This window comes from Paenibacillus sp. 1011MAR3C5, assembly GCF_003591485.1.
GTDB lineage: Bacteria > Bacillota > Bacilli > Paenibacillales > Paenibacillaceae > Pristimantibacillus.
Map to the genome: position 1 here is coordinate 66,384 of NZ_QZCF01000011.1, position 13,794 is coordinate 80,177.

Below are 13,794 nucleotides of genomic sequence, written 5' to 3' on the forward strand. Positions count from 1 at the left end.
TAAATTCTACGGGCATGGGGAGAAAAAAGGTCGGACTCCATACCGTGTCGAATCATTAGACAGAGATTGTTCAGATTATAAAATGACGTCGAGGTACGAAGTGATGAATGAAGAAGAGCTGAAAACAAAGTTTTCAAATTTGTCCATCTGGAAAAAGAATGGTCAGAGAGCACCGCATAAACCACTATTGCTGTTGCTGACACTTGCTCATTTCCAACAGAATATTACGGTCCTCTTCTATGAGGAAATAAGGGTCAAGCTAAAAAAGCTGCTGTTTGAATTTGGACCTCCAAGACAATCATATCATCCAGAAGAACCTTTCGTAAGATTAACTACTGACGGTATCTGGGAGTTGAGTGAACCAGTAGATAAGAGGCGTTTTTCGGAGAAACAGCTTATAGATAACCATGTTACAGGTGGGTTTACTGCTGATGTGATAAGTTTGATGAACAAGAATGGGGATTTAATTCAGCAATTAGCAGAAAGATTGCTGTATGATCATTTTCCTGAAACGACACATCAAGATATCATTGAAGAAGTAGGGTTGAACACCTCTGTTGTCATTAGACGGAGACGCAATCCTGATTTTCGGAATAGAATATTGAGAGCTTATGAATTCAGTTGCGCGGTCTGTGGATTTAATGTCCGGCTAGGTCATCAATTAGTAGCAATAGATGCAGCGCATATCCAATGGCATCAAGCTGGCGGGCCTGATCGTGAAGAGAATGGGATTGCTTTATGTACATTGCATCATAAACTGTTTGATCGAGGCGTATTTTCCATTACGAATGATCGACAATTTCTGGTTTCGGAAGAAGCACATGGATCGCATGGCTTTGAAGAATGGCTGATGAGATATCATGGCACAGCTATCCGTTCCCCAATAAATCCTGTGTATGGACCTCAAAAGGATTATCTCGATTGGCATGTAAAGGAAGTATTCAAAGGGCCTGCCCGTTATTATGGTTAATACAACAGAAACCCAGCCGTAAAGGCTGGGTTTCTGTATTGTTGAAATAGAATTACTGCCGCCCGAACGACTTTAATATTTCCTCTGAAATTCGATGAATGGCTTTAACTTCTTCTAATGATTTGCTGCGTAAAAATTCAGTATGTACCGTTAAGACGTACTCTTTATTCATTTCTGTTTCATCAACCGGGTTATCCTTTAAGTTGTTAAACGGGAATAGTTCGTTATATTCAACATCGAGCGCAATAAGGATCTTTTCCAGTGAATCTAAGGATATGTTGCGGGTTCCTCGCTCGACACCACCGATATATTGATACATGAGGTCAGCTTTTTCTGCCAGTGCTTCCTGTGTCATTCCTTTTCTTTTGCGAATGGTACGTATGCGGTTTCCGATAAATTTTCTTAAGATCTCCATTAGCAAATTCACCTCATTACTATGAGGGTAGGTAAATGGATATGAATTTATAAGTCACTTATGAGTTTTATTATTGATATTAATACATATTAGGATTATAATGAATTCATGAACAATCAACATGTCTAACGTAGGGAGAAGGGTATGGATCTTCTTATACGCGGTATTCCAGCAAAAGCGTTGTTTTATCATTCCGATAGCAATGAAGCCTATGAAGTGTTCGTTTCGATTCAGCATGGCTGGCCTGATGCTCCGCGCTATTGCCGCAGATATGGAGATGTGGACATTTTAGAGGTGGAGCGGTGCGATTATGAGTTCATCCATTATGTTCATAATCGAACGTTGAAGCGGTATTTCGTCGAGAAGATGATTATGGATACAGAGAGCGAAATTCAGATGTATGAGAAGGAAATTATGCATTGCCCGATCATTCATTTGGCCCAAAGATGGGCAGAGACGGACAACGATAGATGGTGGACGCAGCTTTATCCGTCACGCTTTGAATTGCTGCGCTTGAACAAGCAGCGGGCGTTAAGACGGCTCAAGCGTTATTTGAAGCTGCGCAAAGAATGCTGAACGGCTCAGGTATCTCAACAGATTTGGATTACTTCGCCAACTTAAACGATACAAACAAAACCGACCACAGACGGGTCGGTTTTTTCATTGATTCATCCGCTTTAACGTACCGTGCTCAACATGCCCCTAAGCGAAGCATTACCCCGAATAAGGAAGCTCCACGGTGAACACCGTTCCTTGCCCCGGCGTACTTGCCACTTCAAGCATCCCTTGATGGGCAACGACGAATTCCTTGGCAATGGCAAGTCCGAGACCCATACCGCCGCTATTGCGTGCGCGGGCTTCATCCGTTCGATAGAAGCGATTGAAGATATGTTCCAGCTGCTCGGGGTCCATACCGACTCCAGTATCGGAGACCGCAATTCGCAGAAAGGACTTATCTCTGTCATGCCGATCCTCCAGCATAACCCGGACAGCCCCGCCCTCTGAGGTATAGCGTATCGCATTGACCAGCAAGTTGAGCAGCACTTGGGTAATACGGTTAGCGTCGAGCTCTATCATTCTCCCGCTTGAATGATTATCCAGTGTTAAGTCAATGTGCTTCTCTCCGGCATCCGGTTCCACATGCAGCATCACTCGCTGCACGAGCCCGGCTATATCCGCCGGTTTCTTCTCCAGCGGGAGCTTGCGGGCTTCCGCCAGCGACAGGAGATGGAGATCGTCAACCAGCCGCGACAGACGGATCAACTCGTCTTGCAGCGGGAGCAGATTTTCCGGCTCGATGGCAGAGCCCGACTGCTGAAGCGCGTCGAGCTTGCCGCGCACAATCGTCAGCGGCGTGCGCAGCTCATGGGCGACATCGGCAACCAGATTGCGCCGCACATCCTCGTTGCGCTGCAAATGAGTGGACATCGAGTTAAAAGCGATGGCCACCTTGCCATACTCATCCTTCGAGAGGACAGGAGCTTGCGTCCCTAGCTCTCCTTGCCCTAGTCGATCGATCGCTGGAATCAGCCCTCGAAGCGGGGCTGTAATTCGTCTTGCAATCCAGTAGGCAATTAGAAGCGAGATGAGAACAAATAGAATGGTCGATACCAGCAAGAGAAAGGTTACCGAGATCGGGATGCCAAGGCGCAGCTTGGATAGTCCGGCTACCTCGGAGTCGTAATACCGCAAGTGTCCGATCACTTGGCCATCTGAGCGCAGCACTTCCTTCAACCCCAGATTAGCGATCATCTGAGGATTGGCTGTTCCTGCGGCATACAGTTTCCGGCGGTCCTTGGACAGCAGTACGATGCTTGCTTCCGGGTAATGGCGCCACCCTGCGTCGTCTGGCGTGAATTGCTGAATGCCGTCCCACGAGTTCCCATGCTGATTGTAATAGCGGGTGAACTGCTCGGACAGCTCCTCCATGAGTTCCCCTCTGGCCTGTCCCGCCATCACCTCAAAAGACTCCTTAATAACGAAGTACGTCAGGAAGACGAATATCGCAGCCAGACAGACGACGAATGATACGATGGCGACAAATATTTTACGGGTAACCGTCATTAGCTGCCGCCGAACCGATACCCAAAGCCGTACACCGTTTGAACATAAACGGGATTTGCGGGATCATCCTCGATTTTTTTGCGGACACGACTAATATGGGCGTCCACCGTTCGTTCATCGTTCAGGATATCGTCCTCAAGCGCAGCTTGCAGAAGCTGCAGCCTGCTGTAGACGATTCCCGGCTTGGCAGCCAAGGTGAGCAGCATCTTGAATTCCGTAGGCGTAAGCGGCACTTCCTCGCCGCGTTTCCATACGCGGCATTGTGCTTCGGACAGCGTCAGCTCGCCGCGCTCCATCGTCTGGGGCGCCATGGCATTGCCGTCCATCCGCCGCAGGACGGAACGGATTCGCGCAGCCAGCTCGCGCAGCGAGAAGGGCTTCGTCAGGTAGTCATCGGCGCCGACCTCAAGCCCGATAATTTTGTCACTCTCCTCATTGCGGGCCGTGACCATAATAATGCCCACCGGGCCGAGCTTGCGCAGCTCCCGGCATACATCAATTCCGTTCATGCCCGGAAGCATCCAATCGAGTACGACGAGCGACGGATTAGCCTCCTTGGCTTTATTCAGCGCATCGATTCCGGTGTTCGCCGTCACGATGTGATAGCCTTCCTGCTGCAAGAATGACTTCATAAAATCGATAACCCCGGCCTCGTCATCGACCAGCAGCAATGTATGCGTCAATCGCTTGCACCTTCCTTCTTTAAGTCATATTCCCATCAGTATATCCCATATTTTCAGCCCCTGGCGAAAATTCATGTGATCCGCAACAGTTCGTCATAAGTTCACAACATCTTGTTGATAGGATGGCATCAGAGTCAGGAATGAACACATGAAATGGAGGATAGAGAAACCATGAAAAATAGAGCCGTTATTGCGCTGATTGCCACGGTTGGGGGAATCGTCGGAGGGTTTGTGTTAGCCGAGCTGATCGGCATCCTTGGATTTTTATTATTCGGCAAAGCAGTCGGGGTCAAATATTTGCCTATTATCCTGCCCGTTCTTGGTGCAGTCGTCGCCTTGATCTTCACGAGTATTTGGAAGCCAAGCAAAGCTCATGACAAGTAGGAAGAAACAAGAATAGAAGGAGAGGAATTTATATGTCGGACATAAAAACAAACGGCCGTGTCAGGCTGTTCAAAATGATATTTATCGTATTTGCTTGGGCGCTTGTGGCCTGTATTGCCTTGCAGACGTTTATAGCGGGAATGGCTGTATTCGATGATGCCGAGCACTGGAGGCAGCATGTCATCTTTGTACACCTCTTTGAGTTTATCCCGCTCTTGATGCTCCTGTTCGCTTTCCCGGCCCAGCTTCCCAAACGGTTCAAATGGATGAGCCTCACGTTGTTTCTGCTCATCTATCTTCAATATTTCACGGCCAATATGCCGGCGGCAGGCGCGTTCCATCCTGTCATGGCGCTAGTGCTTATCGTGCTGGCGCTGCATGTGGCGAGATTGGCGCAAGCATTCCGAAAGAAGGCGTCTTAATATGGTGGATGTTCGTAACCATCAAAGAAGACGCATCTTCATAACTGGATTGCTGCTTATCTTGCTGATTGCAGTTGCAGGTTGCGGCTATCAGGATGCGAAATATCCCGAAGAAGTGAATATGGGCGATCACCACGGTCATCACAGCAGCGAGGTAGCAGCCGTACAGGCAGCATCCTGCACGGACTTCAAGGATGCTCGCGGCAGCGAGCCTGTCCGTTCCTTTCAATTGACAGCTGCCAAGACCACTATTGAACTTAATAATGGCCAAAAGACGGATGCATGGACGTACGAAGGAACATCTCCGGGGCCGGAGCTGCGTGTCCGGGAAGGCGATCGGGTGGTTGTCCAGCTAGACAACCAAGATATTGATAAAGGTGTATCCATTCACTGGCATGGAGTCGTCCTGCCATGCTCGCAGGACGGCGTTCCCGGCGTGACTCAGGATGCCGTATGGCCCGGGGAGAGCTTCACATATGAATTCATAGCCAGACATCCCGGCACCTACTGGTATCATTCTCATCAGCAAAGCTCCGAACAAGCGACAAAAGGGTTAATCGGCAGATTAATTGTGGAGCCCAAGGAGCCAACATATCAGGCGGATCGGGACTATGCCGTCACGATGCAAAAGCTCAACAATCATAAGCTGACGAATGGACAGACAGGAGGGCTTGCACTGGAGGCAAGGCCGGGGGAGACGGTCCGGCTGAGGATCATTAATGCCTTTAACCGTGTTCAGCATATGGGTGTGGCAGGTACAGACTTCCGTGTCATTGCGATGGACGGACAAGACCTGAATGGCCCAACGGATTTAAGCGAGAAGTGGGTCGCGATTGGCGGCGGCCAGCGCTATGACCTGCTGTTCACGATGCCCGCAAGCGGTCAGGTGCAGGTGTACAGCCGAGATGAAGTGGAATGGAAGGTGTTACTGGGAGAAGGGGCCGCACCGCAGAAGCTGGGCAACGATGCCGATTGGTTTGATTTCACAACGTACGGCACACCTGTAGATGACGGGATTACGACGGATATGATGTTCGACCGGACGTATGATCTGAAGCTTGGAGGGGCGGAGATTAACGGCAAGCGATTTCACGAGATCCCGCCGATTATTGTCCAGGAAGGCGAGTGGATCAAGGTGCGATTCGTTCACCAATCGGGCAGCGAACACCCGATGCACCTGCACGGCCATCTGTTCAAGATCTTAACGAAGAACGGCAAGCCGTTAACCGGCAGTCCGATCTATGCAGACAGCGTGCTGGTGTCCCGCAATGAAGAGTATGAGGTGGCTTTCCTGGCCAACAATCCGGGCTTATGGATGGAGCACTGCCATAATTTGAATCATGCGGCTAATGGGATGACGATGATGGTGAATTATGAAGGTGTGACGACCCCTTACCGGGTAGGTACCAATTCGGGAAATTTGCCTGATTAACGAGGGGGAATTGTTGCCCGGCGGTATGAAAACCTGACCGATTTTGGTCAGGTTTTTTATTATTTTGCTCAACTGTACATTCCATCTTGTTCAAGCGACCTGTTCCTGTTATGATCATGATGGCTTATTAAACGCATTTAAAAAGTAACTCTACTCCGAGGTTGGTGAGACAGGTGAATGAAATACCTACTTCGCAGGATACCAAGTTAGCCATCATTCGAGGCATTCGATCGGTGTTATTAGAGCTGGGCAGCGCCACGAAGGTGGAGCTTAGCGGGGCCTTGCAAATAAGCTTCCCCACAGCAGGCAAGTTTCTGTTGCAGATGGAGAAGGCGGGGGAAGTTTTTTTAGTGGGGTTAGATGAATCCAGTGGGGGACGAAGGGCGCAAAGGTACGCCTACAATCCAAATTATCGGCTGGGCTTGGCTATTTTTTTGGAGCGTAACGAAACGAACTATACCATATTCAATGCTTTGGGTGAACGAATCGATGATGGCAATACGGCTAGTCTGCTCGGGGAAGAGATTTCGAGCTTAACGAAGCTGATTGAGACGATCAAGCATGCCTATCCTGCTATTCATGCCGTATCGATCGGCGTGCCGGGGGCCGTAAATAACGGCAAAATTTTTCTTATACCTGCATATGAACACTACCGCGATGTGGATTTGAAGCACTATCTAGAGGAACGTCTGTCTATTCCTGTTGTCGTCGAAAACGATATGAACGCCGCTGTTCTCGGCTATCAGGATCATCACAAGCTGCAAGATAAGGCGTCGTTGGCCTACATCTATTTAGGGCAAAATGGTCCAGGCGCAGGGATCGTCGTTAATGGTGAGATTGTGCGTGGGAAGTCGTATTTTTCGGGAGAAGTTTCCTTTATACCGCAGTACGATAATCAAAACTTTCATCAGGCTTTAACCATTGGAAAAAGCGGGGGAGCAACAGCTTCAGCGATGGAGGATAGAATCGATGCGATTAGCCGAATCGTCGTTTCTATAACCGCAATCTTGAACCCGCATACGATCATTTTTGGGAAGGAGGAAGTGAATTCCTCTATGCTCTATCAGATCACAGAGAGAAGCGCAGTGTATGTTCCGAAGGAACACCTTCCGGAGCTGGCAGCTAGCGATTGGAAACAGGATTATCTATACGGATTGCAGCGGCTTGGACTTAGCTTGCTGCTTTCCTACCACACACATACGTAACCATCACGAAGGAGCACAGATACCTCATGGCAACTTTCTTCTTAATTATTATTTATTTGGCGTTTATTAGTCTGGGACTGCCGGACTCCATGCTGGGGTCGGCATGGCCTGTCATGAGACTGGATATGGACGCTTCACTTGGTACTGCGGGTGTGCTGTCCATGGTTATTGCTGCCTGTACGATTGTATCCAGCTTATTGAGCGGAACGGTGCTGAGATTATACGGCACGGGTAAGGTGACGCTGGTCAGCTGTATGCTGACAGCAGGCGCTTTGGTCGGATTCTCTTGGTCGCCATCCTTGATTTGGTTCGTTCTGTTCGCCATCCCGCTGGGACTGGGCGCGGGTTCGGTCGATGCAGGCCTCAACAGCTATGTCGCTGCCCATTACAAAGCCCATCATATGAGCTGGCTGCACTGCTTCTGGGGTGTTGGCGCATCGCTTGGACCAATTATTATGGCGTCCTTCATGGCTGGCGATAACCTGATGTGGAGACAAGGTTATCTGGCTGTAGCGGGCATTCAATTTTTGCTTGTGATCATTCTGTTCGTTACGCTGCCATTATGGGACAAAGTAGCGAAAAGCAGCAAGATGGCGCGGGACGATCATGATGCTCCGGATCAGCGTGAGGAGGGGGCAACTACGGCTTCAGGCACGGTGAAATCTTGGCGTGTAAGAGGCGTCAACCTGGCCTTGCTAACTTTCTTGTTCTATAGTGGCGTTGAAGCCAGTGTAGGCTTATGGGGAAGCAGCTTCCTGGTGAATATGAAGGATCTGCCCGCGTCAACAGCGGCCCAGTGGGTATCTTTATTCTATGTAGGGATTACGGTCGGCCGGATGCTGACGGGCTTCATTACGTTTAAAGTGAACAACCGCATGCTCATTCGATATGGTCAATGGATTGCGTTGGCTGGCACCTTGCTCTTGATCCTTCCGCTACCGTCCATTGTCTCGCTGGTCGGCTTGATGGTCATTGGACTTGGACTCGCGCCGATCTTCCCATGCATGCTGCATGAGACGCCTGCCCGATTCGGAAAGGGTCATGCTCCGTCCATTATTGGTTATCAGATGGCGGCAGCCTATACGGGCACCACATTGGTGCCGCCATTCCTGGGTTTGCTCGCGTCCAACTCCACAATCGGCATCTTCCCGATGTTCATTGTTTTGTTCGCCGTAGCAATGATTTTGTGTACGGAGCGATTGAATTATTTTGTGAGAAAAGTGCGGGTGGGATAAGAGATTCAATGAGGGTCATAGCCTTCTCCATGTTTAAAACATAACCATTCGGGTAAAGGCATAACATACCCAGTACAAGGGCTGTACAAGTCCGGTGCAGGATGGGATTGAAAACATTGGAGGCTGCCTATGAAGCGGATATACGCGTGGCTTAATTTGATCGGTTTTGCAGGCATGATTGTCGTGAATTTCTTAGCGAATAAGCTGCCTATTGGCGGCCAAACGACGGGAGAGATTTCGGCTCAATATCCGGTGCTGGTGACGCCAGCCGGGTATGCTTTTTCCATCTGGTCCATCATCTATATGCTGTTGTTCCTGTTTGTTATCTATGGCTTTACCAAGGACGGGAGAGTCAGCGGCAGGGTGGCGGCAATCGGCAAATTTTTCTTTCTTTCGTGCTTGTTCAATATCGGCTGGCTATTACTGTGGCATTATGAGTTGCTGACGAGCAGCGTGTTTATGATGTTCGCGTTGCTGATTGCGCTGGGTATCGTGTATGGTAAAATCAACCGTACACAGCCCGCACGGCAAGCGGAGAGATGGTCGGTCCGGCTGCCGTTCAGCATTTATCTGGGATGGATCTGCGTAGCGACGATTGTGAACGTGGCGATCGCGCTCTCTGCTGGCGGATGGGACGGATTTGGCCTGCCGGATACAACGTGGGCGATCATTATGTTAAGCGCCGCGACCGTTGTTGCATTGGCATTGGGACTTAAGTTCAAGGACATCGCCTGCATGCTGGTTTTCGTCTGGGCATTCATTGCCATTGGCATCAAGCAGCAGGCTTATCCGGAGGTTGCCTATACAAGTTATGCTTTAGCAGGGCTGCTCGTTCTTGTGGCATTGTTCATCGTTGTGAGAATGGTGAGGGGGACGAGAGAGGTGGACGTAGTGTAGCCAATTTTGTTTGTCGTTATTGCAGGTATAAGAATGATTTGCAACTTAATCGGTTTTTGTTGTGTTCTATATTGAGTGAGTAAGCGCGATAGCGGTGGTGAGCAGTCACCGTTATTTGTGTTTATGTAGAATAAGTAAAGGACTGATCGAATGAACCGATTCAGAACAAGCATATTGATCGGATTAACTGTATTGCTGCTTTCATCTGTCATATTGAATGTCATTCAAAATAATAAGAACAAAAAAACGGAGTTTGCCCTCTACCAAGTCGCAATGGATTTTAATCTTCTAGAATACAGAAAGATCGGAACGATTTATCAATCACTTGCTAAAGCCGCAGAAGAAAGGAAATTATACGCGAATGATTTCCGTCTTCATGAGAAGTTTCAACAATTAAGTATGCTGTATATGGAAATGGTGATGCTGTACGGGACCCTGCATTCTTACCAAGATATTAGCAGTATTGGAACGAATCGAATGTTTGATATGTTACAGGATTTTGGACAGTACTTTTCACTGTTAAATTATGCTCAATCTCTTTCTTTAGCTGAAGATGAGATCGGTCAGTACGTTCAATTAACCGATAGGCAAGTTGAAAGCATTGCTGAAATCGCACAAGTGATGGGGGAACTTGATCACATCAGATTAGGGGTGGGGTCTTCATCGGATGATATCCGTTCGAATTGGGTGAATATCATGTTGAATAATGAAGCTATTAGCAACTCGCCTGGCGTAGTAGAAAAGCATCAGCATATTATTAATGAGATAAAATCTTTGAGTGAAGAAAAACAATCATAATGCCGACAACTTTTGTTAATATCTTTTTCAATATATAAACTGACGATCAGGAGTGCTTACGGTGAAAAACAAATGGCTAACACTTTGTTTTCTGGTGTGTACTGCGCTACTCTTAACTTCCTGTTCGACAATTAATGGAGCGGACTCTTTACCACAAGTTGAATTGGATAGGGCTGCCCTTCCCGAAGGTTACACCATTGATTCGTTTAAAAGTGCAATTATCGAATATGTCAATTATCGGATGTGGACAAGTCCGGATCATATCTACGGAACTGTCAGCGAAAAAAGCTTTGAGCCGTTCGTTGGTCAAATAATTGATGTCAACATCAGGGTATATGTCGATGATGCTGAGAAAAAGACGGTGTACGCCCACACGAATGAAGCGGATTGGCTGATCGTGCTAAATCAGAGGGCGGACATAGTGTATGGAGACGGACAAGTGAGCGAAGGGGAAACGAACTGGCCGCAAGGGAAGTGGGAGTCCGTGGCTCAATTTCCGATTTCGGTCGAGAAGGCCCGTAAGCCGAACTACGGATCTTCTCCACGCAAAGACAAGATGATTGCTGCGGCAGAAGTTCAGTTAAAATACTATCTATGTGAAGACTTCGTTCGAGGAGAAGGCGGGGAGAAGTGGATTGGCGCCACAGCTTACTTAACTGATTTCTTTGAGTATGAGGAGGGCGCTTCGGCTTGGCTGATCCGAGGCGATGGATATGCTGCCTATACACCGCTTGCTTTCGTCGAGGGAAACAATGCCTTCAAAGCAGTTGGTGTAAAGGGTTTCTCTCTGGAAAATATACACTCGCAGGACCCTGGATTTACGTATGAGCAACAGATCAAAGACACCGTGTTAAAGTTTACTTGTGAATAGACCCAAATGCCAGAAGGGCTGTTCCAGCAGATAATCTGCGGAACAGCCCATTTGTGATTAACAGCTCCATTATCGCGCCCCAGCTTGCTCCAAGCTCTTAATCATTTCTTGATAGCCGTGCTTCTTCGCATGCTGGAGCGGGGTGACGCCTGCGGAATCGCCGAGGTTGACATCGGCTCCGTGCTCAATCAGCAGATCGACGATCCGCTGGTGCCGCTCGCCTCCGTCGCCCAATATGACGGCCTCCAGCAGCGCGGTCCAACCAAGATTGTTCACATGATCAATGTTCACATCAGAGATCGTCAGCAGCTCCTCCACGATCTCGACATGACCCCGGTCAGCGGCGGGGATAAGGGCCGTGCCGCCAAAACGGTTGGTCAGTGTCGTATCCGCACCCGCTGCGATGGCGGCCCGGACGAACGGGAGCAGCCCTTCCGCTCCTGCGTAGAGAAGCGGGTTGTCAGAACGCTGGTCCCGATTATTGATATCCGCACCATGCTGGGCGAGCAGGTTAAATACGTCCAATTGATTCGAATGGACGGCGATCATGGCGGAGGTGCGTCCTTTCGAATCGACTGTATTCGGATCGGCACCATCATCCAGAAGCTTGAGAACAGCTTCCTGATCTCCTTCTGCGACTGCGGTCCATAACGCCTGGTTCTGAGCAAGATTTCCCATATCATTCACCGTCTGGGAGGATTGCGGCTGGCCTTCTGTCTGAGTGCTGCGGCTGCTTTGGCAGCCGGAGACGGTCAGGGCAAGGGCTAGCAGGATCAAGACGCTTATTCGCAACATGTCCCATCCTTTCTCTCAAGATCCGTTCATTTACGATTGCAGGGTGATGTCAGACGCCGTCGCCCAGTTGCCGACAGGTGTTACTTCATATGTTACGCCTTCTGCAAGCTTGCCTTCATTCTGCAGTTCGAATACGCCAACTGCGCCTTTGCGAGTCTGTACTTTGTATTGAGCGGTCAGCGTCGTGCCGTCGGAGCCCTTCAATTGAATCGAGCGGTAACCGAACAGCTCATCCTCAGGGTCCGCTGTCAACGTCACATTCAGCGTAGCCGCATCTACCTTCGATACGGAAGCAATTTGAAGCGGCGACATAGCTTCAGCTGTGAACGTGTTGTTCTTAAGCACGAACCAGTCTGCTGTCACGGTATACTTCACACCAGGCTGAAGTGTTGAGCCAGCCGGGAGACGGAACTTCGGTTCTTGCTTGCCGTCCGTCGATTGCGTGAATCCGACATAACTTACCGTAATCGGCTCTCCGCCTTCCGGTGTCAGCGTAGCTTGTCTAGTCGCTAGGGACGAGATAATCTGCATAGGTTGCCCGTTCCACTCGTTGTTCTCATCCACGACGATTGCATTGGCGCCGCGGCCTCCGGCATAAGCGGAGATCAGGTAGCCGTAGTCGACGACTCCGTCAGCGCGGAAGGAATCTACCTCGAATGTATCAGCCGTTACCTGGCGGACGTCCTGAAGCTGGATCATCTCATCGCTTGCTGTCACCGTATGCGATTGCTGGCCTTTATAGTTTGTTGTATACGTCGTACCCGGTGTCATCGTCTGTACCGGAACGATGTAAGTCGCGATAGATCCCGTCTTCAGGCGCGGCTGATTGACGAGCTTCAGATCATGGTCGAAGGCAAAGTTGGCATTGGCTGCAGCCGTCGTCTCATCCTCCAGCGTAAGCGGTGCGGAGAATGTTACTTCCAGCGTAATTTTGTTTAGCGATTTGATGGATGTGATCGAGGCGGATTCGGAACGAATCGCTTGCTCAGACAATACCAGAAGCTGAGCGGCTTGTCCGCGAGTCAGGCTTTCCTGGCCGACACCGCTTTGCTCCATCCAATACTGCACGGACTTGTTGTCGCGCTGCAGCGCCTTGGCGATGATAGCCGAGATATCGGAGCTTGCTGCCGGTGCGTTCGGCTGCAAAGCCTCTGCGCCTTCGACCAGGCCGCTTGCAGCAGCGGCTTCCAGATACGAGGTGTACCAGCGGTCCTGCTTGCCTTCCAGCTGTTGTGCGGCTTTGCCTTGATCAGGATTCAGCGCGAGCAGAATCATCTTCATCATCTCGGCATTCGTTACTTGCTTCTCGGCTCTCATACTGCCGTCGGCGTAGCCTCTAAGCACGCCTTGGTTAATTAATTGCTGGATGGCTTGTTCGGCTTGCTGGTTGAAATTCGTGACTGCGGATTGCTGAATATTGGCTACCGGCGCCAGTGATGCCGCTTTTGCCGTGAACGGAAGCAATGCGCCCCCGCCTATAAGTACTGATAGAGCGACGATTGCCGCTTTCTGATTGATCATTTTCATTTGCTTATCTTCCTCTCCGTTAATAGTGGTGTGTGGCTTATATTCATCTTAAGCGACCACTCTAAATCGGCAGATAAGAAAGTATAAACAATTTCT

Annotated in this window: 15 protein-coding genes; 10 read left to right on the forward strand and 5 right to left on the reverse strand. The window is 49.4% G+C overall.

Annotated elements, in window-relative coordinates; translation table 11 throughout:
• Positions 1-103 precede the first annotated feature (103 nt).
• Entirely contained in the window at positions 104-970 is an 867-nt protein-coding gene (locus D3P07_RS24185; protein WP_119803164.1) for a phosphorothioated DNA-binding restriction endonuclease, read from the forward strand.
• Between the two features lie 52 nt (positions 971-1,022).
• Here the strand turns inward: D3P07_RS24185 and D3P07_RS24190 are convergent, their stop codons facing one another.
• On the reverse strand, positions 1,023-1,385 hold the full coding sequence (locus tag D3P07_RS24190) for a helix-turn-helix domain-containing protein (RefSeq protein ID WP_119803166.1): 363 nt from the start codon (positions 1,383-1,385) through the stop codon (positions 1,023-1,025).
• A 144-nt stretch (positions 1,386-1,529) separates the two neighbouring features.
• On the opposite strand from D3P07_RS24190, the gene D3P07_RS24195 reads away from it, so the two are divergent.
• Entirely contained in the window at positions 1,530-1,961 is a 432-nt protein-coding gene (locus D3P07_RS24195) for a hypothetical protein (RefSeq protein WP_119803168.1), read from the forward strand.
• A 138-nt stretch (positions 1,962-2,099) separates the two neighbouring features.
• On the opposite strand, the gene D3P07_RS24200 is transcribed toward D3P07_RS24195, so the two are convergent.
• Positions 2,100-3,449: a sensor histidine kinase gene (locus tag D3P07_RS24200; RefSeq protein WP_119803170.1), complete on the reverse strand. Its 1,350-nt coding sequence runs from the start codon at positions 3,447-3,449 to the stop codon at positions 2,100-2,102.
• Complete coding sequence (locus D3P07_RS24205) at positions 3,449-4,132, reverse strand: response regulator (RefSeq protein WP_119803172.1); 684 nt, start codon at positions 4,130-4,132, stop codon at positions 3,449-3,451. The genes D3P07_RS24200 and D3P07_RS24205 overlap by 1 nt, the downstream gene beginning before the upstream one ends.
• A gap of 171 nt (positions 4,133-4,303) precedes the next feature.
• Between D3P07_RS24205 and D3P07_RS24210 the strand changes: the two genes are divergently transcribed.
• From D3P07_RS24210 to D3P07_RS24245, 8 genes are all read left to right on the forward strand, one after another.
• Positions 4,304-4,516, forward strand: coding sequence for a DUF5957 family protein (locus D3P07_RS24210; RefSeq protein WP_119803174.1), 213 nt, complete (start codon positions 4,304-4,306; stop codon positions 4,514-4,516).
• A 32-nt stretch (positions 4,517-4,548) separates the two neighbouring features.
• On the forward strand, positions 4,549-4,938 hold the full coding sequence (locus D3P07_RS24215; RefSeq protein WP_259391679.1) for a DUF6220 domain-containing protein: 390 nt from the start codon (positions 4,549-4,551) through the stop codon (positions 4,936-4,938).
• 1 nt (position 4,939) lies between these two features.
• A complete protein-coding gene (locus tag D3P07_RS24220; RefSeq protein WP_119803176.1) occupies positions 4,940-6,370 on the forward strand; it encodes a multicopper oxidase family protein in 1,431 nt (476 codons plus the stop codon).
• Positions 6,371-6,543: 173 nt separating this feature from the next.
• Positions 6,544-7,575 (forward strand): ROK family protein, encoded by a 1,032-nt coding sequence (locus D3P07_RS24225; RefSeq protein WP_119803178.1) that lies wholly within the window; start codon positions 6,544-6,546, stop codon positions 7,573-7,575.
• 26 nt (positions 7,576-7,601) lie between these two features.
• The gene (locus D3P07_RS24230; RefSeq protein WP_119803180.1) at positions 7,602-8,810 is read left to right on the forward strand and encodes an MFS transporter; all 1,209 of its coding nucleotides are present in this window, start codon (positions 7,602-7,604) and stop codon (positions 8,808-8,810) included.
• A 129-nt stretch (positions 8,811-8,939) separates the two neighbouring features.
• Positions 8,940-9,707 (forward strand): tryptophan-rich sensory protein, encoded by a 768-nt coding sequence (locus D3P07_RS24235; RefSeq protein ID WP_119803182.1) that lies wholly within the window; start codon positions 8,940-8,942, stop codon positions 9,705-9,707.
• A gap of 150 nt (positions 9,708-9,857) precedes the next feature.
• Positions 9,858-10,505: a hypothetical protein gene (locus D3P07_RS24240; protein WP_119803184.1), complete on the forward strand. Its 648-nt coding sequence runs from the start codon at positions 9,858-9,860 to the stop codon at positions 10,503-10,505.
• A gap of 61 nt (positions 10,506-10,566) precedes the next feature.
• Entirely contained in the window at positions 10,567-11,376 is an 810-nt protein-coding gene (locus D3P07_RS24245) for a hypothetical protein (RefSeq protein WP_119803186.1), read from the forward strand.
• Positions 11,377-11,445: 69 nt separating this feature from the next.
• On the opposite strand, the gene D3P07_RS24250 is transcribed toward D3P07_RS24245, so the two are convergent.
• Complete coding sequence (locus D3P07_RS24250) at positions 11,446-12,171, reverse strand: ankyrin repeat domain-containing protein (RefSeq protein WP_119803188.1); 726 nt, start codon at positions 12,169-12,171, stop codon at positions 11,446-11,448.
• Positions 12,172-12,201: 30 nt separating this feature from the next.
• The gene (locus D3P07_RS24255; RefSeq protein ID WP_119803190.1) at positions 12,202-13,698 is read right to left on the reverse strand and encodes an S-layer homology domain-containing protein; all 1,497 of its coding nucleotides are present in this window, start codon (positions 13,696-13,698) and stop codon (positions 12,202-12,204) included.
• Positions 13,699-13,794: the final 96 nt, after the last annotated feature.

Excerpts from the sequence above, each read along its gene's own strand:
- D3P07_RS24215 (WP_259391679.1), top strand. The coding sequence starts at position 4,549 with ATGTCGGACATAAAAACAAACGGCCGTGTCAGGCTGTTCAAAATGATA.
- D3P07_RS24190 (WP_119803166.1), bottom strand. The coding sequence starts at position 1,385 with ATGGAGATCTTAAGAAAATTTATCGGAAACCGCATACGTACCATTCGC.
- D3P07_RS24210 (WP_119803174.1), top strand. The coding sequence starts at position 4,304 with ATGAAAAATAGAGCCGTTATTGCGCTGATTGCCACGGTTGGGGGAATC.
- D3P07_RS24240 (WP_119803184.1), top strand. The coding sequence starts at position 9,858 with ATGAACCGATTCAGAACAAGCATATTGATCGGATTAACTGTATTGCTG.
- D3P07_RS24235 (WP_119803182.1), top strand. The coding sequence starts at position 8,940 with ATGAAGCGGATATACGCGTGGCTTAATTTGATCGGTTTTGCAGGCATG.
- D3P07_RS24200 (WP_119803170.1), bottom strand. The coding sequence starts at position 3,449 with ATGACGGTTACCCGTAAAATATTTGTCGCCATCGTATCATTCGTCGTC.
- D3P07_RS24230 (WP_119803180.1), top strand. The coding sequence starts at position 7,602 with ATGGCAACTTTCTTCTTAATTATTATTTATTTGGCGTTTATTAGTCTG.
- D3P07_RS24220 (WP_119803176.1), top strand. The coding sequence starts at position 4,940 with ATGGTGGATGTTCGTAACCATCAAAGAAGACGCATCTTCATAACTGGA.
- D3P07_RS24195 (WP_119803168.1), top strand. The coding sequence starts at position 1,530 with ATGGATCTTCTTATACGCGGTATTCCAGCAAAAGCGTTGTTTTATCAT.
- D3P07_RS24185 (WP_119803164.1), top strand. The coding sequence starts at position 104 with ATGAATGAAGAAGAGCTGAAAACAAAGTTTTCAAATTTGTCCATCTGG.
- D3P07_RS24255 (WP_119803190.1), bottom strand. The coding sequence starts at position 13,698 with ATGAAAATGATCAATCAGAAAGCGGCAATCGTCGCTCTATCAGTACTT.
- D3P07_RS24250 (WP_119803188.1), bottom strand. The coding sequence starts at position 12,171 with ATGTTGCGAATAAGCGTCTTGATCCTGCTAGCCCTTGCCCTGACCGTC.